Here is a 21,979-nt window from a genome sequence, read left to right on the forward strand (position 1 = left end):
ATGATCAATGGTTTCTCCAAACCTCTCTGAAATCGTGACGACTACCCTGCGGAACCGCAGCGGTGTCGTTGCCGACGACGTGACGAAGAACAACGGTCTTCTCACGCGTCTGAACAGCCGCGGCCGCAAGAAGCCCGTCTCTGGCGGCCGCACCATCGTTCAGGAACTGCAATATGCCGAAAATAGCAGCTTCAAGCGCTACAGCGGCTACGAGATCCTGAACGTCCAGCCCTCCGACGTCATCACCGCTGCAGAATTCGATTACAAGCAGGCTGCGGTTGCCGTTTCCATGTCCGGTCTGGAACAGCTTCAGAATTCCGGCGAAGATGCCGTTCTTGATCTGCTCGAGCAGCGCATCGACAACGCGGAAACGACGTTGAAGAACAACATCGCGCTCGACTGCTATTCCGACGGCACTGCGGATGGCGGTAAGCAGATCGGCGGCCTGCAGCTGCTCGTCTCGACGTCGCCGACTTCCGGCACCGTCGGCGGCATCTCTCGCGCCACCTGGGGCTTCTGGCGGAACAACAAGTTCTCGGCCTTGGCCGATGGCGGCGCTGCAGCAACGACCGCCAACATCCAGTCCTACATGAACCGGCTCTACATGAGCTGCGTTCGCGGCGCCGATGCACCGGATCTGATCATCGGCGACAACAACTACTTCCGCCTCTACTGGGAATCGCTGCAGGCGATCCAGCGCATCACCTCGGCGGATAAGGGCATGGCCGGCTTCCAGACCCTGCAGTACATGGGCGCCGACGTCATCTTCGACGGTGGCTTCGGCGGTGGCGCACCGGCCAACCAGATGTTCTTCCTGAACACCAAATACCTGTTCTACCGCCCGCACCGCGACCGCGACATGGCTCCGATCGGCGACGAGCGCATGAACACCAACCAGGATGCCTTCGTCCAACTGATGGGCTTTGCCGGCAACCTCACCATGAACAACGCCTTCCTGCAGGGCGTGCTGTTCGCCTGATCGTCAACGAAAGGATCAACTCCAATGACTATCGCAACTTCCCAGACCGATCGTCTTGGCGCGAACCCGTTCGTCGTCGAAGGTCCGATCGTTTCGGGCTCCGGTGTTCCGGGCCCGAACTTCGCTCTTGGTGCTGTCTCTGGAGGCACCAAGGAGTCCGAATGGGTTTTCGTCAAGCTTGTCCTGGCGGCGACCACCACGCTCCAGCCCGGTCAATGGTTTCAGTGGGACCGGGACTATACCGCAACGCTGCTGACCACGGCTGCTGCTGTTGTCGGTTATCGCTGCGGCGTCTTCGCCGGGGCAAATCAGGCGCCCACGCAGTCCGGTGGACCGGCACAGGCCATCAGCCTTGCAGCCGGAACCTATTACATCTGGCTGCAGCGCAATGGTCAGGCTCCGGCACTGGTCACCACCGCAACGGCGGCTCTTGTCGTGGCCGAAACCACAGCCACGGCTGGTCTTGCAACTGCCCCGGCGTCCCCGACGGCATCGAGCAAGGCCATTCAGGGTGTCAACTTCCAGGCCGCCAACCAGACCTTCACGGCAACGACCGTCAACGGCTCGCCCGTGCTCTCGTCTCTGGGCAGCGTGACCCCGGAAGGCGGCCCGTTCATCGGGGCGTCGATCTCGGGCACCGGCATCCCCGGTTCCACGACGATCAGCAGCATCACTTACAGCCCCTCGGGCGTTGTGCAGAGCATCACCATGTCCGCTAACGCCACAGCCAATGGCTCCGCCATCACGGTCACGGCGACGGGCGTGCTCGAGGCGACACTGATGCGTCCTTACATCTCGAAGGTGAACTAACCTGCAATCCATGGCGGGCGCTTCGGCGCCCGTTTTCCTTTTCCCCGCCATCAACAGCGAGACAATCACCATGACCGACAGCAAGGGCGTCTACGCCTCCTTCAGCATCGAGCCCGTTGAACAGCCGTTCCTCACCGAACAGGAAGGACGGCCGATTTTCAAAGACACAGAATTCGTCACCATCTTCATCGCCGGCGACAAGCACACGGAAGTTCATCGCGTTGCGACAGAGCACGACAAAGAGCGGTTTTCGGACGCCTACAAGCGTTTCAAGGACGGCGCCGCGGCGCGCGAGCAGCTGATCGGCACGCCGCTTTCGCAGTGGGCGTATCTCAAGCCCAGCCAGATCAAAGAGCTGGAGGCTATCAACGTTTACAGCGTCGAACAGCTGGCCGCTCTTTCCGACACTGCCAAGCAGAAGATCGGTATGGGCGCGCACGAGCTCGTCGCTGCTGCCCAGGCGTTCCTGACGACCGCCAAAGATGCCAGCGCCGCGTCGGCTTTCGCTGCTGAGAACGAACGTCTCAAGGGTGACGTCACGCGCTTGCAGCAGCAGATCGACGAGATGGGCAAGCGTTTCGAAACCCTTGCCAAAGAACAGGGCGGCTCCGGCCGTCGCAGTGCAGCAGCCTAAACCGGAGACCCGCGCATGTCGCTGTTGTCGATCATTCAGAATGTATGCGCGGAAATCGATCTCGATCAGCCGACGGCCGTTATGTCGTCGGCTGATCCGCAAATAAGGCAGTTGCTGATCCTGTCCACCCGCGCCGGGCGTGATCTGCTGAAAGATCATGACTGGTCGGCGCTGATGACGATCCGGGATTTCACGGCAACCGGCGCAATCCCGGAGCCGACAGAGCCGCCAGCCGATTTCAAGCGCTTCGTCGCCAATTCGATGATCTGGAACGTCTCGCGTCTGTGGTCGCTCAATGGGCCGTTGGAGCCGGCAGCATGGGACCGGCTTAGGATCCAGAATTCCAACCCCGTGCCGCAGGTCTGGCGCATGCTCGGGGGTAAGCTGGCCTTCTTCCCGAACGATGTGAGCGAGATCCTTCGCTACGAATACATCTCGGGCAATTGGATCGCGGTCAACGGCGGCGCGACCTATGCCGAGAACTGGGCGAACGACACGGATACGGCGCGCTTCCCGGAAGACCTCGTTGAGCTTTCTCTCATCTGGAGATGGAAGCGAGCCAAGGGCCTCGATTACGGCGAAGAGCTCGAAAACTACGAGCGCGCCAAGGAGGCAGCCGTTGGCGCCGATCGCGCTGCGCAGCCCATGAGCATGTCGATGCCGTACCGCGGCGAAGTCCCTGAAAACTACTGGCCTGGCACGATCACGGTATGACGAGAAAACCAGTTCCCCCCGGACGCACCGGCCGCGTCTCGCCCAGCAAAGACTGGATTGCGCCTATTGGCGGCTGGCGAACCGACGTCGAAATGGCGGACATGCCGAAGGACGCGGCGTTCCAACTGGATAACTTCTTCCCGGAAGCGAACCGAGTCCGCGCGCGATATGGGCATAACGCCTTTGCGACAGGGCTTGGCGCTTCGGTGCTGACCGTCATCCCGTATGTCGGCGCAAGCAATCGTCTCTTCGCGGCCGCAGGGGGCAACATCTTCGAAATCACGGCCGGCGGCGCGGTCGGGGCTGCTGTCGTAAGCGGGCAGAGCAGTGCGCGCTGGTCCGTCCAGCAATATACGAACCCTGCCGGCCAGGAGTATCTTCGCCTCGTCAACGGGCTCGATCTGCCGCTACTCTACAATGGCACGACGTGGACCAACAACATACTCGTCGGCACCGCCACGCTCGCCACGCAGAACGTTGCGGTGAAGGCGGTTCAGTATACCCTCAGTTTCTTCGGAACGGGCTCCGTGACGCTCTCCGGTGCCTTCGCGGGCGTCCTGAACGGAACGGGCGTCGGCAACCGGGTGACGCTGACATTCACGCCAACGGCCGGCACGCTGACATTGACCGTGGCCGGATCGGTGACCAATGCCCAGTTGGAGACCGGCGCGACAGCCACGCCTTATGTCTCGTCGACGATGATCACCGGCATTTCGGATTCGTCGCTGCTGATCGCGGTGACGGCCTATCGTTCGCGCTTGTGGTTCATCGAGAAGAACTCAACCAACGTCTGGTATCTTGCCACGGACGCGGTGAGCGGAACCGCCACTGTACTGCCTGTCGGCGGCAACATGAAATATGGCGGCACGCTGGTGGCGATCGGCGCATGGACCATCCCTGTCTCCACCGGGCTGCAGCAGTGTCTGGTCCTCATGTCGACCGAGGGCGAGGTGATCGTCTATCAGGGCTCCGATCCCTCGAGCGCTTCGAATTGGAGCCTGCTCGGCACCTTCAAACTCGGCCGGCCGCTCGGGACAGAACGTTGCTTTCTCTCGGTCGGCGCCGATCTCGCCATCATGACCACGGACGGGATTGTTCCGATCACGAAAGCGGTGCAGCTCGATCGCGGCGCGACCAGCCTCGGAGCAATCACCGCGAAGATCGGCCCGACGTGGCGCGAAACCGTCATGACCGGCGGCACGACATCGCAGGAATGGCAGCTGGCAAGCTTCCCGGCGCGCCAAATGGCGATTGTCAACCTGCCGTCGTCTCTCGGGCCGTATCAGTATGTGATGAACACGGAAACGGGGGCATGGTGCCGCTTTGTCGGGCTTGCTGCGTCCTGCTGGGCCAACTGGCAAGACCGGCTGTTCTTCGGCTCCAGTGATGGCACAGTCTATGAGGCCGAGGTCGGGGCCAACGACAACGGCGCGGCGATCGACGCTCTCATGGTCGGTGCTTGGAACCGGTACGGTGAGGACCTGGCAACGAAGTTTTCCAAACTTATCGGCGTGACGGGCCGGATCGGCGTTTCGACGCTGATGTATGCCGGCATGTCCTTCGATTATCAGGTGAAGATCCCGACCGCGCTTCTGTCGTCGGTGGACAGCAATGCGGCGGCCAAGTGGGGAACCGCAATCTGGGGCGTGTCGATATTCCCAGGAACGTCGCTTGTCCGGAAGTTTGCGGCTGCAGGAGGTGTCGGCTCTGCCTTGGCGCCGACGATCCGGGCGCTGATTTCGGGGGCAACAGGTTCGGTATCCGAAGCGGCGGTCGTCGGCGGGTCGGTCCTCTATGAAAAAGGCGCTCCGATTTGATCGTCTCCGAACCCCGCGAGGATATCGCGGCGTGGGTCGGCGGGAAGATCGGGGTGGCCTTCCATCCGCCCTTCACAGCCATCGCCCAGGTTGAGGGCGGCCGGATCATCGCCGGCTATGTCTTCAACGTCTGGACTGAACATGACGTCGAGGTCTCGCTTGCCGCCGACCGCCTATCCAAGACGCTGATGCGGGCGGCGTTCCAGTATGTTGTCGAGCAGCTTGGATGCCGCCGTGCAACGTTCAGAACGCGCGCAGACAACATCCCGGCCCAACGGGCGCTGGAAAGGCTCGGTGCGCGTCTGGAAGGCCGACAGCGGGCTTATTTCGGCGACAGTGATGCGCTGCTCTACGGAATTTTGAAAGAGGACTTCCCCTATGGTCTCCACACCCAAGGCGCCTAAGGCACCGGACCCGACGCAGACCGCGGCGGCGCAGACAGCGACGAACGTGGATACCGCGATTGCGAACGCTGGCCTGAGCCATACGAACCAGTACACGCCCGATGGCTCACTTGAGTACAAGGTCAGCGGTTACACGACCATGACCGACCAGAACGGCAAGACCTACAAGCTGCCGACCTATTCCGCCTACCAGACCTATTCGCCCGAAAATCAGGCGATCTACGACCAAACACAGCAGACCCAGCTCGGGCTTGCCAAGCTCGCCAACGATCAAACCCAAAAGGTCTCCGGCATCCTTGGCACGAATGTCGATCTCAGTTCGGGCAACGTTGACAAATACGTCAACGACCATTGGCAGTCGGGGTTCAACAACCAGTGGGACCGCGAACAGGCGAGTCTTGATCAGAGCCTGGCTGATAAAGGCATCTCGATGGGCTCGGCAGCCTACAACAATGCCATGCAGGACTTCACCACACGCAAGCAGGCGGCGGCGGATCAGTACCTGGGCGACATGTATTCGAACGCACAGAATTCGATCCTCACGGAACGCAATCAGCCGCTGAACGAGATTTCAGCGCTGATGTCCGGGTCTCAGGTCAACCAGCCGAACTACGTCAACACGCCGACGACGCAGTTGCCGACGGTCGACCAGGCCGGGCTGATCAATGAGAACTTCAATCAGAAAATGGGCATCTACGATCGGCAGGTGCAGCAGTCCAACGCGGCCATGGGCGGCTTGTTCGGCCTTGGTGGTTCTCTGCTCGGCGGCTGGGCGATGTCCGATCGTCGGTTGAAGCGTGACATTCACCAGATCGGTGCAACTGCTTCCGGCATCCCGGTCTACGAGTACGAATATTCCTGGGGCGGCGGCCGGCAAGTCGGCGTCATGGCCGACGAGGTCGAGGCGATTGCTCCTCACGCCGTCGCTGAAGGCCCTGGCGGCTTCAAGATGGTCAACTACGCGGGGATTTTGTGATGGGGTTCATCTTCGGCGGCGATACCGGCCAGTCGCAAGCAGACGTCACCGACGCCCGCAAGCGCCTTGCCGCAGCGATGCTCCAGCAGGGCACCGACACGAGCCCTATTCAGTCGCCTTGGGAGGGTGCAGCCCGCATGGCCCAGGCGCTTATGGGTGGCCTTGCCATCAAGAACCAGGCGAACCAGCAGAAAGCCGCCGACGCTCAAGTGATCGCAGCCATCACCGGACAGCCTTACACGCCTCCAGAGCAGCCCAAGGGCTTCCTGTCATCGCTGTTCGGCGGCGGCAATAAGCCGGCCAACCCCGGCGCTTCCGGCTCCTCCATGCCGAAGGTGGACTCATCGGGGAATATTGCCGCCACCCCGACCAATGGTGACCTCCCGTCGTCTTTCCTTGCCGCGGTCGACAGGACCGAAGGGGCGGGCGATTACGACACTCTCTTCGGCCACGCTCAAAAGGATGGCCCTTTCGCTGGCACATCCATTTCGAGCATGCCGATCAGAGACGTCTTGGCCTTCACCGACCCGAGCGGCCCATATGCCCAGTATGTCAAAGGCAAGGTTGGCCGTGTCGCAACTCCGGTCGGGAAGTATCAGACTGTTGGCACAACGCTGCGCAACGCTGTTGGTGCGCTTGGCCTTGATCCGAACGCTCCCTATGACCGAGCCACTCAAGATCGGGTGGCGTCTTATCTCGCTCGCCAGCGTATCGCTTCCGCCGACACACTGCCTGGGAAGATCCAGGCGCTGCGTTCTGAGTGGGAAGGGTTCAAGAATATTCCCGATGCCGAGATGGCGCAGATCGTGGCCGATTTTCAATCTGGCGCTACGGCTGTCCCCGCTGGCACTCAGGTCGCAAGCGCGGGCCCCGTCGCGCCTCCTGCAGCGCCGATCCAGCCGCCCCCGGTCAATGCACCGGCAGCGGCGCCGACGCCCGGGTATCGTGATCCGATGGTGACGACGTCCGGACGCCCCGACGCACCACAGCCGCCAGCAGCTGCACCGGGTGAAGTTGCAAGCCTCGACCCTTCGATCGGCATTCCCATGCCCGGCGCTGCTGGCCAGATGCGCGCATCCGATCCGGCGCAGGTCATGCCGCCTCAGGCAGGCCCCCAGGTTGCGTTGCTTCCGACGTCGACAGTCGGCCCGACACCTCCCGTTGCGAGCGCGCCGTCTCTTGATCAGCAGCAGCCAGCGCCTGTTCGCCTCGCACAGGCGCTCGACAACGCCCCCCAGCAGCAGCCGAACCCGATGGCGAACCCGCGCGTCCAAGCGCTGGTGCAGGCGATCATGAATCCGAATACTTCGCCTCAGATTAAGGCGCTGGCAGCGCAGCAGTTGCAGGTTCTTACGCGGCCGCCGGAATACGGATTTGAGACGCTGCCCGACGGAACGGTTCTTCGTTCAGATCCGCGCACCGGGACGCTGACGCCGGTCTATCGGTCGGAAATGTCGCAGGCCGATCGGGCAAAGCTTGATTTCGATCGGGAGAAATTCGAGCAGGAGCAGGAAAACCGCCGGACGCTCACCGCAGCTGAGCAGGCAAACATCGATCTCGAGCGGCAGAAGTCCGATTTCGAGAGGAACAAGCCTGTGGTCGTGCAGCCAGGTGAGACCCTCTTCAGCCCCGGCCAGGAGCGCGTCGTCTACCAAGGCACCGGCTACAAGCCAGAAGATGTGTCGAACCTCCGCAAAGAGGTGCAGAACCTTCCGACCTACAAGAGCTATCAACAGGCAGCGCCGGTCTACCAGTCGATGATCGACACAGCGAAGACCGACAGCAAGGCGTCCGACCTGAACCTTGTCTATGGCCTCGGCAAGATCATGGATCCGAATTCCGTGGTCCGAGAGGGCGAAATGGTCATGGTCAACAACACGGCCAGCCTGCCGGACTGGTTTTCCGGAATAATCAACAGCGTCAACGGTGGCCAAAGGCTCACCCCGGAGACGCGCCAGGCAATCCTTGCAGAGGCTCGAAGCCGCATGGGCGCCTACCGAGGCGCGCTCGACAACGACATCGGGCAGTATCGCGGCATTCTCGGCCGGCGTGGCATGAACGAGGCGGACGTGTTGCCGACGCTTGGGGATATCCCCGAAGTGCCGAGTTTGGCGCCGCCGTCAGCGGGGGACATTGGAGCGCCGCCGGAAGGTATCCCGGCCGATGTTTGGGGCGCGATGACGCCCGCGGAGCGTAAGCTATGGCAGAAATGACACCCGAGCAGCAGAAAGCTATGGCGATTGCCGCCGCGCGCCTGCGTCTGAGTCGAACCCAGCAGACGCAGCAGCCTTCGGCGGCAGACCCGGCAGCAGAGCCGCCACCTAAGACTGGCGAAGAGTTGCGGGCCCGCGTCTACGCTGACCTCGCTGCCGAGCGCGAGGCCGCGCAGAGGCCGCCGGTGCTTGACCGGTATGGAGTGCCGGCGGACGACGCCCTTTCAGTCGCTAGAACAGGCGTCGGCGGACTGATCGAGGGTATTCCGATCATTGGTCCGCCCATCCGCTACGGTACCGAGAAGGCTGCAGCAGCGACTGTCGCGGCGTTCTCGGACGAAACCTACGACCAAGTCATGGATCGTATGAATGAAGCGACCAGAGCGGAAAAAGCAGCGAACCCGATAGTCGACAAGGGAGCGCAGTTAACTGGAGCCGTTGCTGGGACCATCCCGGCGGTCATGGCCGCCCCCGTCGCATTTGGAGCCGGCGGCGGGAGCTTGCTCGTCCGTTCGGGCATCTCTGGGTTGACAGGCGCGACAATTGGCGGGGCTGACGCTGGTGTTCGCTCTGGGGGTGACCCGGAGAAGATATGGGAAGGCATAAAGCTGGGTGGCCTGTTTGGCTTGGGCGGTCCCCTGGCGGGCAAGGTCATTGGGGCCGGAGCCAGATCGCTCGTCGATGCACTCCGCGCGCGCACGGCGGCGCAGACTGCCGGCATGGACCCTCAGGCGTTCGGCTACTTCCGGCGCGCAGTGACCGATGACGGCCTTGACGCGGTGACTCTTCCTCAAAGATTGGATGAGATGGGGTCTCAGGCTATTCCCGCGGACCTCGGGCCGAACCTTCAGAAGCAGGCCGGCGCGCTTGCGGCAACGCCTGGACCGGCGCAGACGACGATCCGAACCACGCTCGCCGATCGCGCGGCGGGCGCGAACACCAGAATTGGTCAAACGATCGACGAAACGACCGGTAGAAACATCGTCCCTTCCGAGATCCAAGCAGATATCGCCGCGAACCAGAATGCTTATTCGCCGCTCTATCGCGAGGTGTTCCGCGAGGCTAGGCCGTACAATACAGAGCCGATAGCATCCGCGATCGAGGCTGACATCAGCCGGCTTCGCGGCCCTGCACAAGCCCGGCTTCGCCAAGTCCGCGACATGATGAACGTCGCGGACTCTAATGTCCTGTCCACAGATCCCGGCGTCATGTTCCAGACGCGCCAGGCGATCGACGGGCTTTTGAAGACGGAAGTTGATCCGAAGGTGATCTCCGCGCTGACCGAAGCTCGTCAGATGCTCGACGACGGCCTCGCGCGCGCCGTTCCGCGCATCAAGGAGATTGACGCCGGATATGCGGAACTTGCCCGTCAGGATGAGGCTGTTACCCGCGGTCAACAGGTTTTGGACAGCGGTCGCACCGCGCCACGGCCATCCGAGCTTGCTGCAGAGGTCGAGCAGGGCGTTCAGCCGCAGGGGATGCAGATCGGTCCTTCGGCAGTGCCGTTGCGGCTGTCTCAGGGTGCGAGGGCTGAGATTGATCGCATAGTCGGCACGAATTCCAACGATATCGCCGCCATGAATAGGCTGATCAAGGGAGAGGGCGATTGGAACCGCGCGCGTCTCGCAACCCTGTTCGGCCCAGAGAAGGCGGAGCGGTTGTTCAAGGTGCTCGATAACGAGCGCATCTATGCCGATACCGCCAACACGGTTACCCGCAACAGCGAAACCGCGGCACGCCTCGCAGCTCAGAACGAGCTGGGTGGCGGCACTGGCGGAAATTTTGGAGTGAGGGAAGCATTCAAGGCCGGCGGCTTTCTGGGTGCGGCTCGATCGGCCGCTGTCGATAAGGTCGACAGCATCGTCAAAGCGCTCATGTCCAGCGAGACCGGCAATGCAACGCGCGAAAGCCTGGCCCGTGCACTTATAGGGGAACAGCGTGAAAAGCTGGTCGAAGGGCTGATCAGAGCTCAGGGGATGGGGACGACGCCCGCGCTAGTCGACCCTGTTGTCAAAGCGTTGCTTCTGAACGCCGGAGCCGCGAGGACGCGATGACGGGTCGATCCAGCAAATAGCGAGATAGAGCAGGGCAGCGAAACAGATACCCAGTACAAATCCCGCGTCAAACGACCCGCCAAGGACGTCTCCAATTCCGTCGACTGCCCAATTGATCCCATAGAGAACCGCGGCGGTAAGGACGATGCAGGTGATTTGCAGAACTCTCAGCATGCCGCAACCAATACTACACCATCGACGGCCTCGCAATTCGCGGGGCCGTTTCCTTTCGGAGAAGGTGAATGCCCAGAAACCCATCAACCGGCGTCTATTCCAAGCCCGCCGGGACGACGCCCTCTGTCGGCCAGGTCATCGATCCGGCGCCATGGAACGCGCTGACCACCGACCTCGGCAACGAAATCACCAACTCGCTGCCGCGGGATGGTTCCGCGCCGATGACATCGCCGCTCAAGGCCGCCAGCGGCACAGTTTCGGCGCCGGGACTCGGCTTCGCTTCAACGCCGCAGACCGGCCTTTATCTCAAGGGCGGCGGTCTGCTGGGGTTCACGCAAAATGGCGTCGATCTCGCGCTTGCGAAAGCTTCCGTCTATGCCGCTAAGGCCGGCGATTACACGGCGCTAGCATCGGACGACAACGCGGTTCACCGCTTCACAGCAACCGCCACGCTCACACTGACCGCAGCGGCAACGCTAGGCGCAAACTGGCAGTATACTGTTATCGCCGACGGCGGAGACGTGACTATCGATCCGAATGCATCGGAAACAATCAATGGCGCACTGACCCTCCGCGTCCCGAACGGTTCGAAGTGCTTCATCATTTGCAGCGGCGCAGCGTTCTTCGCCTTCGTCACGTCAGACGATACGCATGGTGAAGGCCGCCTCGCGCTCTCCGGTGGCAATCTGCTTCTTTCCCGCTTCAATGGCCGGCGACTGACGATCAACGGCGCGTCAGAAGTCATCCCAAGCGCGGGCATCAACCTTGCAGCCACCGGCCTGACGCCTTCCGCACTCTACTACATCTACGCCTTCATGAACGCCGGCATCATGACGCTTGAGGCATCCGCCACGGTTCCCGCTGTGGATGCGAGCACCGGGATTTCAATAAAGACCGCGGATGCCACTCGAACGCTTGTCGGTATGGCGAGGCCTGTCACCGGCCCTGCATGGTCCGACACGGTAAAGCAGCGCTTTGTCCGTTCCTGGTATAATGACCCCGGTGTCAGCCTGTTCAGCAACTTCACGGCAAACCGCGCGACCACAAGCACAAGCCTTGTCGAACTTAACTCCGAAATCCGGTGCGAGGCGCTTGTCTGGAGCGGCGAGATTTTTGAAGCCATAGCATCCGGTACATGCGTGAGCGGCGCGTCGAGCGGCGGCAATAGATCCTCGCTTGCCTTTAATGGCACGACACCAGAGCCGAGCGGGTCAATGGCAATCGTGGTCGCCGCCGGCGACTCCATCCCGTTTTCGGCCCAAGCCGTAAAAACCGGGCTTAGCGAAGGGTATAATTTCGTGACCTTGATAGGTGGCGTCCAAACGAGCGGCACCGGCACCTGGTATGGTGATGCGGATAGTCGCCGAACCAGCATCGCCGCTCGCGTCAGGAGGTAGAATGTTGAACATCGGGCCGAATTTTGCGAATGAGTTGCTTGCTGCTGGGCTCAGCGGTCTACCTATTGCGTGGGGAGGAGACGGCGATATCGAATGCGGCGCTCTGAGTGATGAGCAACGCGCAAAGCTGGATCTCGTCATTGCCTCACATGACCCGAGCAAGCCAGACCAATCGCAATTTGATCGGGTGACGGCCCGTCAGTTCAAGCTGCAGCTTCTGTCTGCGGGCCTTCTCGACGCTGTTGACACCTGGGTAGCTCACCAGCCCCGAGACGTTCAGATCGCCTATGAGTATTCTGGCACCTTCGTGAAAGACAGCCCCATGATGACGGCCGGATTCGCGGCGATGGGTTTCACGTCACTGCAGATCGACGCGTTCTTCACGGCGGCGGCGCAACTATGATCCTCCGCTACATCGCCTACCTCCCGATCAACCTCTTCTTCGTCGGCCTGGCCTATCTGCTTTCGCCCTTCCTGGCTGGCGCATCCGTCATCTTCGACAGCAACCCTCTCCCCGGTAGATGGCAATGGTTCTCCACCCTCGATGCGGACCTTGACGGCGGAATAGGGCAGGGCGTGAAGGGCTACAAGGCCGATTTGTCGGGCTGGCGTCTTTGGTGGCAACGCACAAGCTGGATATGCCGGAACCCTGCACACGGCTGGCAGTCGGAATTGCTTGGCATGCCGGCGGCCGGCGCGGTCATCCTCGAGCAGCAGATCGGCGAGCAGCCGAAGCGGCAATGGTACCTGATGGAAACGGCCAATGGGGTCCGGTTCTTTTGCTGGAAACGCGATCAACCGCTGATCGGCGGCTTCTACCTCAAGATCTGGCTCGGCTGGGTGAATAGGCCCTACGACGGCCGGAATCACCACTACTCATTCCAGATCGGCCCAAAGCGCCGGTCGTAACGACCATCCTCACAATCCGGAGCATACCCAATGGCGCGACAAGTCAACGCCACGACCGAAGCTGCGCTCAAGCAGTGGGAGTCCTTCATTCCATTCGTTTATGACGATGCCGACCCGAAGCCAGGGCTGAAGAAGACGCGGCTGCGGCCGGGAATGAAGGTTAGAGGCACGGCCACTCAAGGCTACGGCCACACTGGCCCGGGCGTCTATCCTGGCGCTCCTGACGTTACCGAAGCCCAGGCGCTGGCGTGGCTTCGTGGTGACCTTGATCCCTGCGAGCGCGCTGTCGCGACGGCGGTGAAGGTCGATCTGACTGATAACCAGTTCGGCGCTCTCGTCATGTTCGCATTCAATGCCGGGATCGGTGCCTTCAAGTCGTCCACGCTGCTGAAGAAGCTGAACGCCGGCAACTACGCCGCCGTGCCTGGCGAACTTGCAAAGTGGAACAAGACGACGATCGACGGCAAGAAGGTCGTCAGCAACGGTCTCGTGAACCGCAGGGGGGCGGAGGCGGGACTCTGGGCCAAAGGCGGCTATATCCAGTCCAGCGGCACGCCTGCGCTTCCGCAAAGGGCGCCGCTTATTTCAAAGGAAGTGACGACGACAATGACGGCCGTCGCGTCGGGCGGCGCTTTGCAGTTCGTTCCGACGAATGGCCCACTTGCCTATGCCCTGGCCGCCATCCTGATCGGGGCCGCGCTCTTCGGCCTTTATCTTTACATCGAGAAGCGGCGGGAGCGCTGATGAACTTCATCGTTAAGCTCATCCCTGACTGGCTCAAGCTTCCGCTGGCTGGCTTCCTCGGGCTCGTGATCGGTGCAGGCGTTGCCTACTATCCCTCAAAATTGGTGGGTGCGCGTGAGGAGCGCCAGGCTCAGCAGATCAAGGCGGCTAAGGAAGCGCTCGACCGGATCAATACCCTGGAGAAGAACAATGCGAATTTCCGCAATCTCCCTGCTCGGGATCGTTGCCTTGTGTTCATGCGTGACAGCGGGCTGCCAGAAGACAGCTGCGATCAACGGTAGCGGCTACCAGTTCGTCCGCTTCTCCGATGCAGCGGCGGCCGTAGCTGCGTCTCAAGACCCTACTGCCGGCCCCGCCATCTCCTCCAACAATCTCCAGTGCCGCAAAGATGCGGCGTGCCGAAAGTAATCACCCATGACGCTTGCACTAGGTATGGGGGTTGGCCTCCCGTTCAGGAACGTTGTCAACGATGATGGTCATCCTGAATGGGTGCCCGATCCGGCACGATATATGCCCTTCTCAATGGCTTGGCGCTGGCCGGCGGCCTTTGCCATGGTCGCAGGTGCAGGCCTCGGGGCTATCGGTGGAATCCTCGCGTTCGCCACCGGCGGATGGGACGTTACATCACCGCGGTTCCACTTCTCTGGTTGGGCGTGCACTGAAGGGAGCAATTCCCCGCAGGAAACCGTCTATCCGACCGCGGCATTCGATATCGGCTGTGATATCTCCACCGATCGCATCAACTGGGTTCCGTTCGACTTTAGCGGCTCGGCGAGCTTCAATATGCCTGCGCAGAGTCAAGGCACCTGGGCATCCGCGAACATCACCCTTCCTAAGAATTCGACCTTCTATCTGCGCCCCAAGCTGCTGATCGCCGAAGGTCAATCCTACATTGGCAATTACCGCATCCAGAAGCACCGGAATGAGAAAATGTGGGGTGCTGCTGATTGGACAGCACTGCAGGCTTTGATGGACGCCGACGCGTCGAACACCGCGGCGATCGACCAATTCTACAATACGGTGGGCAACGCCGGCAATTCGCAGCTTCTGCTATACGGTCCAGACTTGATGGTCGGGCTAGGGTGGGATGGCTCGCCCGTGCCGATCATCCTTTCCGATAGCCTAGTGGAGAGGCAAGAAATCGCCGCGTCGGCAGATGCTCGCAGAAACCTCGGTCTATGGCGCCGGTGGCTGGATGAGCCGGATCCGAAGCAGGGGCGGCTAGTTGGCCTCTTCATGGGTGTTCCCGGCACGAAAGCTGCGAACGAATTGACTGGCTCTGGATCGACGATTGCAACGCGACGTTGGGCCATCATTGATGAGGTGAAGACGCTCAATGGCGGAAAGAACTGCTGGACCGGGATCGCCGCCGCGGAAAGCGGCACGAACGACAACAATACTACCCTCTCGACTTGGCAGAACGCGATTTACAATCTGACGTCGACACGGTTTCTTGGCCGATATCCCGGCACGAAAATGCTCGCTGTTCCGATGCCGGGCCGCACCAACGTCGGAACGAGCCTCAATTTTCAGACCGTCGCGGGCCAGACAATCGGCGCACCGTGGAGCACGAACCTCGACTCCATCAATGCTGCTCTGCGTACAGGTGGCGGCGGCCGCTACTCCGAATATATCGATGCTTATGCCTTTACCATGGACCCTGCCAACCACGGGAAGTTCAAAGGCGCCGAAAGCTTCCCGATCGGAAACATCTCCGGCGCGACGACGAGCTCGACGGCGGCAAAGGCAACCCAGCCCATCCTTGCCGGCGCCAGGGTCAATTTTGAGACGGTTCCTGGCACCACCTACACCACTCAAATCGTCTTAACGTGCACGCCCGACGGTAGCGGCCTCTACGACCTCGTTTTGCAAGGCAGCATGACGTTACCTGACGGCGCTGCAATCTTCGGCCGGGCGACGGAAGACGGAACTCATTTGGCGCTCTACGGCATCATGGATGCTCTCGCGCGCTGGCCGCAATCTCAGAAATCAAAACTTTACCCGGTGGTTTAGGCAGCATGACATCCAATGACGATATCCTGCGTGCCCTCGGGCGTGTCGAAGGCAGATTGACGGGGATCGAGGAGAATGTTTCCCTCCTCCGAGAAGAGGTCAGCGATGAGAAGCAGAACGCTCATGAAAGTCGATCGGTCATTCACCGCCGGCTCGATGAGCAAGGGACTCAGATCAATCTTCTCGACAAGGCTGTGGTGATAAATGCCGGCGTCGATGCCCAGGTTCGTGACGAACTCAAAAGTATCAAGGAGACGGTGCAGAAAAACCATGAAACCATCCAGCCAACGCTGGAGGAGTGGAAGCGCCTCAAAACTCTTGGTTATGGGGTTTCAGGATTGATCGCCTTCGCTGGTCTCACCATCGGCGGGATGGTCGCCTATGCCAGCGACGGCGCGGCGACCTGGATCAAGCACTGGCTGAAGATCAGCTGAGGACGATGGGAACGCCGACGGGTGCGTGCGCCAAACGGCTTAATCCGTAGGAGCGGTGGGTCACTACTAATGGGTTTCTATCTCAATTTGACAACCTCTGATAATGTCGAACACCACACGCAACCTGTTCAGCCAACAGCTCGTTCGATTCAGAGGAGCAGGTCATGCCAATTGTAGCTGAAACCATCGGTGTCAGCGCGCCAGTTTGGACTTGGGCAGTTCCATTGATCGTAGGAGTGATTGCTCTTGCAGGTGTGATCGCCACCGCTGCTGTTGCCTATCTAAACACGAGGCGGCAGCTAAGATCGGCGCATACGCTCAAGATTGCGGAGATGCGGCAGAACTGGATTAACGAATTGCGCGATACCATGGCGTCGTTCCACTCTTACGGTACCTCACAGATATCGACCACCACAACAAGCGAGAGTTTTATGAGACGGGGACGAAAATCGAGCTGATGATGAATCCGCTCGACGAGGACTTCGATGCCCTCCGCCACAGCATTGAAAAGTATATAGAAGCATCGACTCAAGAGGAGAGGTTTGATGCAAATGACGAATATGTTGTGATATGCCAGAGAATTTTGAAACGAGAATGGACTGTCTTACGAGACGATGTGATGCCGTGGAGGATTGGTAAAAGGCCTAACGGCCCGTCGCGCATAATCGGCTAATGGCCGGAAATGTGTCGCCGTCGACGGCCGTCAGCGAGGCACAGAGGATCAATTCAGCAATAATCGCGTCGTCTCCTACTGGGGTCAGGAGCGGGCCGCCCAGCCAAACTGAGCGACCCGCGGTGCGGGATTGTATTCAGCGGCCACAGCAATGACCCAACATTCTTGTCGGTCTAACGCTCTATCTTAAAACGCTGACCCTTTGCCGTTACGGCAAGTAGGTGGCAATTATGTTCGGCGCACTCTACCAGTGCTTATCCAGGTCCTGCCTTTCCTACTTGAATTTGTCATGCCGCCGCTGACTGCTCCCGCACCTGTTCCGCTAATGCCTTCGGGTTAGAACGTCAATTTTCCACCAGTTCAGCCGGGGCGTGATAGCTTCCGCCCTTGGTCATCAACGCCCAGACCACTCTTGCAATCTTGTTGGCGAGCGCGACTGCGACCACTCTGAGCGGGCGCCTGTTCATAAGCCTGCGGAGCCACCCAGAGCCCGTGCCCCATCGCCTAGCTGCGGTCAGCACACCCATAGCCCCAATATATAGGAGGGAGCGTAACTCTGCGTTTCCCATTCTCGAAATGCTTCCGGATCGCTGCCTTTCGCCGCTCGAGTTCTGCTTTGGCGTTAGACCGAGCCACGCCGAAAAATGGCGAGCTGATTTGAAGCAGCCAGGATCAGGCACCTGCGCTTGAATCGTTGATGCTGTGAGTGTTCCAACGCCAGGAATCGCCGTCAGTCGGCGGATATCCTCGTCTCGCTTTGCATGGGCTGCGATCCGGTCGTCAATGCGCTGAATTCGCCCAGAGAGGTTTTCGATCTCCGCTAGGATTTCATCGAGCATGAGCCGCGCTGCGGGAGGAATGTGAGTATCGCCTCGGTCTGAAAGAGCAGCGACAAGTTTGCCGAAGTGGGCAACGCCGCGATCTGCAACGAGGCCGAACTCCGCCATATAACCGCGTAGTGCGTTGACCGCATTTGCTCTTTGACGGACGAAGAAGGTTCGCGTGCGCAGGGTCATCGTCGCCGCTTGTTGCACTGCCGTCTTCACGGGAACGGAACGGATATCCGGCCGCTTCATCGCTTCAGTGATGGCAATCGCATCGGCGGCATCCGTTTTCCCCCGCATCACAAACGGCTTGACGTACTGTGCCGGCAATATTTTCACCTCATGCCCCAAAGCGCTGATTTCTCTTGCCCAATAGTGAGAGCTTGCGCAGGCCTCCATCGCGACCACACACCTTGGAAGTTTTTCGAAGAACGGGCGGACTTCGCCCCGCCGGAGCTTTCGGTTGAACACGGTGGCGCCTTGTGCGTCCGCGCCGTGCACCTGAAACACCTGCTTGGCAAGATCCAATCCGATTGTTGCGATTTCTTTCATGCTCATTCTCCAGCTGAAGTGACAGCGGGAGCTATGTGGATGCCTGCTTTACACCATGTAAACGTCAGGCGATCCGAAGCATTTTTGCCTTCGATGACCGAACTGCAGCTGCTGTAATGCTTCCCGCCAGTTCGGTGCGACAGGGGCCGGCCCGTCCGTATCAGGCGCAACTTTACTTTTCGTCTTCTATCGCCTTAAGGCCGGCTGCGGGTAGGCTATCGAAATCGTCGGAAACTTTAATCTTGCCGCGCAAGGCACCGGGCTTGCGGACGGCCATACCGGCGTGAGTGTTAGCCATAAGCCGCCGCGACATGTCCTCCTCGTTCATTGTCTCTGGATCAAAACCGAGCCTGTCATACCATTTTTTTAGAAAATGCTGAGGATCGTCAACCACTGGATAGCCGCCGGCACCCGTCCGCCACTCTTTACCCTTATCGGAACCTAGCTCCCCGCTCTCCAACGCGCCATCAGCCCCTGCGCTGTGTGCGTTGATCAGTTCATTTGGATCAAGCGATAATAACCATTGGTCCAGCCTCAGCCTTAAGTACCGCTGGCCACCAACAGGTTCTGGGAATGAGATCGGCTTCACGGGGCAAAGTTGGCTGAAAAGCTCGTTAGAAATCCCGCAGTAAAGGGCTGCCATCTCCATATTGAGGACGGCCGGCCAATAGGGCAGGCGCCGTTCGTCGATGTCTTTCACTTTGGTACCTCACTCCCACTTGGCTAAAGTTGAGCAATCGCACAAGGACTGCGCCCGCAATCAATGGTCGCACTCCATGTCGGCAATATCCCCTTCCAAGGCCATGGCGTGCTCCGACAGAATGGCAGCAACATTGTCTAGAAGCATTGCCAATTCAGGGTCGGTGTCGCAGAACTGCTCCTGCTTAGCCTTCAGCTTCCCGATATAGAAATTGTGGATATGCAGCGAACCGGTCATCTGGGCGAGACTGGGCATCTTATGCTCCATTCTAAGAAGTATGGTTCGCGGAGGATAGCGTGGCTCAGGCATTCCCGTCCACATCGCCGTCTTCGTCGAGCTCGTGGACCGGCAGATAGGTGTTCTTCTCCAACCACTCCCGCACGATAAACCTAATCGTGTCGTTGCGCGTCATGCCGAACTCGCCGGCGAGGTTACGCAGAGCTTCTTCTGCATCGTCGTCCATTGAGATGTCGCCGGCATTGCGCAACCGCAGAGCCGCGCGCCGCAGCATGATCTGAAGATCCGCTCGCGAGATATCTGCGATCCGATCGGCGGCATCTTCAAGAAGCGTGGCAGTGTCCGCTGTGGTCATGGCGTCTCTCCCCGGCGTGAGTCTGTATTGCGGGACGAACGACGATCTGCTTTTCAGCCAGCCCAACCAGCGGACCCGAACAGCCATCTCTACTTGGGATGGCGTTTTTCCTTCGCGCATTCATAACCCGCCCGGCGGCTCTTTCGGTAATCGGACGTTTATTTCATTGATGACGCCACTACGCCCGCTACACCAAAGGGAACAAGAAACGTAGGGATGGCATGAAGGATCTTTGCCAGACCGATCCATTGGCTGAAAAACGCGGCTACCTGATTGTCGGGAGTTTCGAAGATATCGTGAATGGCCTCGAGGACGGACGTAGATTGCCACTCTCCCGTTTTCATATAATCAAAAACGGAGGCTCCCAGGATGAAGCATCCAAGGCCGATAAAACCTAGGATGATGATAGCCTTGATGACCATCCCGTTAACTGATGCGTTGCTCACGGTTCGCGCTCTCTCTTAAAAAGACAATCGTCCCGAAACGACCACGTCAATATCTTTTTTCCATCACCATCCCCCTGGACGAGACATTGCGCTTCTATGGCCACACCTGTTACCGGCGGCATCATATTGCCAATCGTACTGGCAGTTGCCGGGGTAGCGCCTCGGCGGATTGTAGGCACCGCCGCCGCAATTTCCGTTCGCGCACACGGCAGCCGCCGTCCCGACCAATGCGAGGCCGACAAGAACTGCGGCCGCCTGCTGTTGCTGAATGACCATCTGTTGACACTCCGGAATGCTCATCCCGCGGCGGCTCAACTCCGACGCGAGTTGGAGCTGAAAAGCTGGATCTTGCGTTTCCAGGACGGTCTTGCAGAGCGCTGCCTTACTAACCGCCGACGGCTTCTTGTTGAACTCAGCGGGCGTCGTTGTGCAGCTCGCCAAAGCAAGTGAAATCGCCACGACGCCGAAGCGCCGAGCACACAAATGAATATTCACGGATAACCCCTCAGTTGCCCGCTGCTAAGATGGCAGAACGCCGCTCCACGTCAAATTGCATTTTAACATAGCGTTAACGCACCTTTGGGATGCAACTGGCTGGCTACCGAAAGGCAGCCTTGCAGATTATGCGGCGTAAGCGTCGAAGTTCGAGCGATCATTTGGCTGGGGCCGGACCAGTCGTTCGTCGAGTGGCGACGCATTGCACTCGATTTAAACTTGTGTCAGATGATGAGGATTGAACGAGCATTACTTGAGTCTTATATGAGTTTGGACCAACTTTACGGCCCTGCTACTGAGCCTGGTCGACCTATCTCCGACGCGGAGCGTGTATTTTCGCCAGCAAGTTTGGACAAGCTGTGCAACGAGACCGCGCAGAAACTGCAGTCTTATTTGCGCCTTAGCGAAGGCCTGAAGATCCCTCAGGTGGTGCACCGAAGTGCGACTGTGCTATGGATTGTGGATACTGTAGGTGACATATATTTTGCCCTTGAAGAGATGGCAGATCGGGAGACGGGCATGTCGGAGTACGTAAGGCCGCGGTCCGACTTTACGCCTGCAACACACCATATCAAACTGGGCCACCCCGCACTGCTACCGCCAGGATCTAGCAAGGCTGCGAGAATCGGCGGAGAAATCCTCTGGGATCAGGTCGAAGGTGAAGAGAACCCCTGGGTGATCAACAGGTATTCTGGGCGGTATGGAACGCGCCCACATCAGGAGAGAAAGCACCTGGAGGCAGTCGCTACAAAATTTAAAGAATTCGGACTATATTTCCGGGTAGTGGAGTAGTTCACGTGCAAGGGGCTGGTTAATGTTATCTCTCGCGAGCCTGCGCCCATCGCAGTTCAAAGCTCTGGAAATAGAGCTTGGAAACAAACTGCCGCTGGAGGAGTTTGTCGACGCGGTATGCCGCTTTCTCGCCACCATCCCTGCAGACGGTGGCGCAGACAGCGACTTTATCTTTATGACCGCCAGGAAGCTGACATCTGCGCAGGTCTGGAAGAAGGTGCCGGCAGCAAGCTTGGGAGCAGCGCTGAGAAGCGTTCCGACGGAAGCTCTGAAGGTCTTCGCTGAGGGGTTACCACCGAACTACGCTGAGAAGGTGTTGACGAGTGCAGCGAAAGAGGAGCTTGAGAAAAAAGCTGCGCAAGGTGGCTTTTCTGTCCTATCGCACGGAGTTAGAGTAGGGAAGATATCCTCTGCATTAGCTGGAACGGGCGTAAAGGTTACCGGCGTACGCACCGCTAGAGGGGCTGATGTCGCCGCGGCTTTGGCGGGTCTCTACAGGGGTGAAACGATGAAGCCGCAAAGTCGCGCGGTTGCAGGAAAGCCCTCAGCCAAGCAGAAGACTAAGGATGAGGATGAGAATCGCCGCGCATGAGCCGACTTCCCTCTGTAAATTGAAGAGCGATTAGTCGTTCC

At 59.6% G+C, this 21,979-nt stretch carries 23 protein-coding genes and 1 pseudogene; 18 read left to right on the forward strand and 6 right to left on the reverse strand.

Translation table 11 applies throughout. From position 1 onward, the window contains the following. Window positions 1–7: 7 nt before the first annotated feature. From N2597_RS08105 to N2597_RS08185, 17 genes are all read left to right on the forward strand, one after another. Window positions 8–979 carry a phage major capsid protein gene (locus N2597_RS08105; protein WP_183596471.1) on the forward strand — a complete coding sequence of 324 codons (972 nt, stop codon included), beginning with the start codon at window positions 8–10 and terminating at the stop codon, window positions 977–979. Window positions 980–1,003: 24 nt separating this feature from the next. Beyond that, window positions 1,004–1,789 (forward strand): hypothetical protein, encoded by a 786-nt coding sequence (locus N2597_RS08110; protein WP_183596470.1) that lies wholly within the window; start codon window positions 1,004–1,006, stop codon window positions 1,787–1,789. 70 nt (window positions 1,790–1,859) lie between these two features. Continuing rightward, window positions 1,860–2,423 carry a hypothetical protein gene (locus N2597_RS08115; RefSeq protein WP_183596469.1) on the forward strand — a complete coding sequence of 188 codons (564 nt, stop codon included), beginning with the start codon at window positions 1,860–1,862 and terminating at the stop codon, window positions 2,421–2,423. 15 nt (window positions 2,424–2,438) lie between these two features. Further along, window positions 2,439–3,137, forward strand: coding sequence for a phage adaptor protein (locus N2597_RS08120; protein WP_183596468.1), 699 nt, complete (start codon window positions 2,439–2,441; stop codon window positions 3,135–3,137). Next, window positions 3,134–4,954, forward strand: coding sequence for a hypothetical protein (locus tag N2597_RS08125; RefSeq protein ID WP_183596467.1), 1,821 nt, complete (start codon window positions 3,134–3,136; stop codon window positions 4,952–4,954). Before N2597_RS08120 ends, N2597_RS08125 begins: the two co-directional genes overlap by 4 nt. Continuing rightward, window positions 4,951–5,358 (forward strand): GNAT family N-acetyltransferase, encoded by a 408-nt coding sequence (locus N2597_RS08130; protein WP_183596466.1) that lies wholly within the window; start codon window positions 4,951–4,953, stop codon window positions 5,356–5,358. Before N2597_RS08125 ends, N2597_RS08130 begins: the two co-directional genes overlap by 4 nt. Further along, a complete protein-coding gene (locus N2597_RS08135) occupies window positions 5,333–6,334 on the forward strand; it encodes a tail fiber domain-containing protein (protein WP_183596465.1) in 1,002 nt (333 codons plus the stop codon). The genes N2597_RS08130 and N2597_RS08135 overlap by 26 nt, the downstream gene beginning before the upstream one ends. Further along, window positions 6,334–8,547, forward strand: coding sequence for a lysozyme family protein (locus tag N2597_RS08140; protein ID WP_225881366.1), 2,214 nt, complete (start codon window positions 6,334–6,336; stop codon window positions 8,545–8,547). Before N2597_RS08135 ends, N2597_RS08140 begins: the two co-directional genes overlap by 1 nt. After that, complete coding sequence (locus N2597_RS08145) at window positions 8,535–10,601, forward strand: hypothetical protein (RefSeq protein WP_183596464.1); 2,067 nt, start codon at window positions 8,535–8,537, stop codon at window positions 10,599–10,601. The genes N2597_RS08140 and N2597_RS08145 overlap by 13 nt, the downstream gene beginning before the upstream one ends. Before the next feature lie 242 nt (window positions 10,602–10,843). Next, the gene (locus N2597_RS08150) at window positions 10,844–12,172 is read left to right on the forward strand and encodes a hypothetical protein (protein ID WP_225881365.1); all 1,329 of its coding nucleotides are present in this window, start codon (window positions 10,844–10,846) and stop codon (window positions 12,170–12,172) included. A 1-nt stretch (window position 12,173) separates the two neighbouring features. Further along, the gene (locus N2597_RS08155; protein ID WP_225881364.1) at window positions 12,174–12,575 is read left to right on the forward strand and encodes a hypothetical protein; all 402 of its coding nucleotides are present in this window, start codon (window positions 12,174–12,176) and stop codon (window positions 12,573–12,575) included. Next, entirely contained in the window at window positions 12,572–13,081 is a 510-nt protein-coding gene (locus N2597_RS08160; RefSeq protein WP_183596462.1) for a DUF7338 family protein, read from the forward strand. Before N2597_RS08155 ends, N2597_RS08160 begins: the two co-directional genes overlap by 4 nt. 30 nt (window positions 13,082–13,111) lie before the next feature. After that, window positions 13,112–13,825 carry a lysozyme gene (locus N2597_RS08165; protein ID WP_183596460.1) on the forward strand — a complete coding sequence of 238 codons (714 nt, stop codon included), beginning with the start codon at window positions 13,112–13,114 and terminating at the stop codon, window positions 13,823–13,825. Then, window positions 13,825–14,106 (forward strand): hypothetical protein, encoded by a 282-nt coding sequence (locus N2597_RS08170; protein ID WP_183596458.1) that lies wholly within the window; start codon window positions 13,825–13,827, stop codon window positions 14,104–14,106. Before N2597_RS08165 ends, N2597_RS08170 begins: the two co-directional genes overlap by 1 nt. Window positions 14,107–14,239: 133 nt before the next feature. Next, window positions 14,240–15,838: a hypothetical protein gene (locus N2597_RS08175; RefSeq protein ID WP_183596456.1), complete on the forward strand. Its 1,599-nt coding sequence runs from the start codon at window positions 14,240–14,242 to the stop codon at window positions 15,836–15,838. A 5-nt stretch (window positions 15,839–15,843) separates the two neighbouring features. Then, window positions 15,844–16,272: a DUF1515 domain-containing protein gene (locus tag N2597_RS08180; protein ID WP_183596454.1), complete on the forward strand. Its 429-nt coding sequence runs from the start codon at window positions 15,844–15,846 to the stop codon at window positions 16,270–16,272. A gap of 164 nt (window positions 16,273–16,436) precedes the next feature. Next, window positions 16,437–16,730 carry a hypothetical protein gene (locus tag N2597_RS08185; RefSeq protein WP_183596452.1) on the forward strand — a complete coding sequence of 98 codons (294 nt, stop codon included), beginning with the start codon at window positions 16,437–16,439 and terminating at the stop codon, window positions 16,728–16,730. Window positions 16,731–17,289: 559 nt separating this feature from the next. Here the strand turns inward: N2597_RS08185 and N2597_RS08190 are convergent. From N2597_RS08190 to N2597_RS08215, 6 genes and pseudogenes are all read right to left on the reverse strand, one after another. Then, window positions 17,290–18,321 (reverse strand): IS110 family RNA-guided transposase, encoded by a 1,032-nt coding sequence (locus N2597_RS08190; protein ID WP_183596450.1) that lies wholly within the window; start codon window positions 18,319–18,321, stop codon window positions 17,290–17,292. Window positions 18,322–18,493: 172 nt separating this feature from the next. After that, a pseudogene (locus N2597_RS08195) lies at window positions 18,494–18,598 on the reverse strand (antitoxin of toxin-antitoxin stability system); the annotation flags it as partial. Between the two features lie 483 nt (window positions 18,599–19,081). Next, complete coding sequence (locus N2597_RS08200) at window positions 19,082–19,276, reverse strand: hypothetical protein (protein WP_183596448.1); 195 nt, start codon at window positions 19,274–19,276, stop codon at window positions 19,082–19,084. A 46-nt stretch (window positions 19,277–19,322) separates the two neighbouring features. Beyond that, a complete protein-coding gene (locus N2597_RS08205; protein WP_183596446.1) occupies window positions 19,323–19,613 on the reverse strand; it encodes a ribbon-helix-helix protein, CopG family in 291 nt (96 codons plus the stop codon). Window positions 19,614–19,771: 158 nt separating this feature from the next. Further along, window positions 19,772–20,059: a hypothetical protein gene (locus N2597_RS08210; RefSeq protein WP_183596444.1), complete on the reverse strand. Its 288-nt coding sequence runs from the start codon at window positions 20,057–20,059 to the stop codon at window positions 19,772–19,774. 63 nt (window positions 20,060–20,122) lie between these two features. Beyond that, window positions 20,123–20,548 (reverse strand): hypothetical protein, encoded by a 426-nt coding sequence (locus N2597_RS08215; RefSeq protein WP_406549636.1) that lies wholly within the window; start codon window positions 20,546–20,548, stop codon window positions 20,123–20,125. Between the two features lie 820 nt (window positions 20,549–21,368). Between N2597_RS08215 and N2597_RS08220 the strand changes: the two genes are divergently transcribed. Beyond that, window positions 21,369–21,938, forward strand: a complete 570-nt coding sequence (locus N2597_RS08220) for a hypothetical protein (RefSeq protein ID WP_183596440.1) — start codon at window positions 21,369–21,371, stop codon at window positions 21,936–21,938. Window positions 21,939–21,979: the final 41 nt, after the last annotated feature.

This window comes from Rhizobium sophoriradicis, assembly GCF_025200795.1.
Classification (GTDB): Bacteria; Pseudomonadota; Alphaproteobacteria; order Rhizobiales; family Rhizobiaceae; genus Rhizobium; species Rhizobium sophoriradicis.

Bases quoted from the DNA above. Each gene is read 5' to 3' on its own strand.
- N2597_RS08105 (WP_183596471.1), top strand. From the start codon at position 8: ATGGTTTCTCCAAACCTCTCTGAAATCGTGACGACTACCCTGCGGAAC.
- N2597_RS08110 (WP_183596470.1), top strand. From the start codon at position 1,004: ATGACTATCGCAACTTCCCAGACCGATCGTCTTGGCGCGAACCCGTTC.
- N2597_RS08115 (WP_183596469.1), top strand. From the start codon at position 1,860: ATGACCGACAGCAAGGGCGTCTACGCCTCCTTCAGCATCGAGCCCGTT.
- N2597_RS08120 (WP_183596468.1), top strand. From the start codon at position 2,439: ATGTCGCTGTTGTCGATCATTCAGAATGTATGCGCGGAAATCGATCTC.
- N2597_RS08125 (WP_183596467.1), top strand. From the start codon at position 3,134: ATGACGAGAAAACCAGTTCCCCCCGGACGCACCGGCCGCGTCTCGCCC.
- N2597_RS08135 (WP_183596465.1), top strand. From the start codon at position 5,333: ATGGTCTCCACACCCAAGGCGCCTAAGGCACCGGACCCGACGCAGACC.
- N2597_RS08140 (WP_225881366.1), top strand. From the start codon at position 6,334: ATGGGGTTCATCTTCGGCGGCGATACCGGCCAGTCGCAAGCAGACGTC.
- N2597_RS08145 (WP_183596464.1), top strand. From the start codon at position 8,535: ATGGCAGAAATGACACCCGAGCAGCAGAAAGCTATGGCGATTGCCGCC.
- N2597_RS08150 (WP_225881365.1), top strand. From the start codon at position 10,844: ATGCCCAGAAACCCATCAACCGGCGTCTATTCCAAGCCCGCCGGGACG.
- N2597_RS08155 (WP_225881364.1), top strand. From the start codon at position 12,174: ATGTTGAACATCGGGCCGAATTTTGCGAATGAGTTGCTTGCTGCTGGG.
- N2597_RS08160 (WP_183596462.1), top strand. From the start codon at position 12,572: ATGATCCTCCGCTACATCGCCTACCTCCCGATCAACCTCTTCTTCGTC.
- N2597_RS08165 (WP_183596460.1), top strand. From the start codon at position 13,112: ATGGCGCGACAAGTCAACGCCACGACCGAAGCTGCGCTCAAGCAGTGG.
- N2597_RS08170 (WP_183596458.1), top strand. From the start codon at position 13,825: ATGAACTTCATCGTTAAGCTCATCCCTGACTGGCTCAAGCTTCCGCTG.
- N2597_RS08175 (WP_183596456.1), top strand. From the start codon at position 14,240: ATGACGCTTGCACTAGGTATGGGGGTTGGCCTCCCGTTCAGGAACGTT.
- N2597_RS08180 (WP_183596454.1), top strand. From the start codon at position 15,844: ATGACATCCAATGACGATATCCTGCGTGCCCTCGGGCGTGTCGAAGGC.
- N2597_RS08185 (WP_183596452.1), top strand. From the start codon at position 16,437: ATGCCAATTGTAGCTGAAACCATCGGTGTCAGCGCGCCAGTTTGGACT.
- N2597_RS08190 (WP_183596450.1), bottom strand. From the start codon at position 18,321: ATGAAAGAAATCGCAACAATCGGATTGGATCTTGCCAAGCAGGTGTTT.
- N2597_RS08200 (WP_183596448.1), bottom strand. From the start codon at position 19,276: ATGCCCAGTCTCGCCCAGATGACCGGTTCGCTGCATATCCACAATTTC.
- N2597_RS08205 (WP_183596446.1), bottom strand. From the start codon at position 19,613: ATGACCACAGCGGACACTGCCACGCTTCTTGAAGATGCCGCCGATCGG.
- N2597_RS08220 (WP_183596440.1), top strand. From the start codon at position 21,369: ATGTTATCTCTCGCGAGCCTGCGCCCATCGCAGTTCAAAGCTCTGGAA.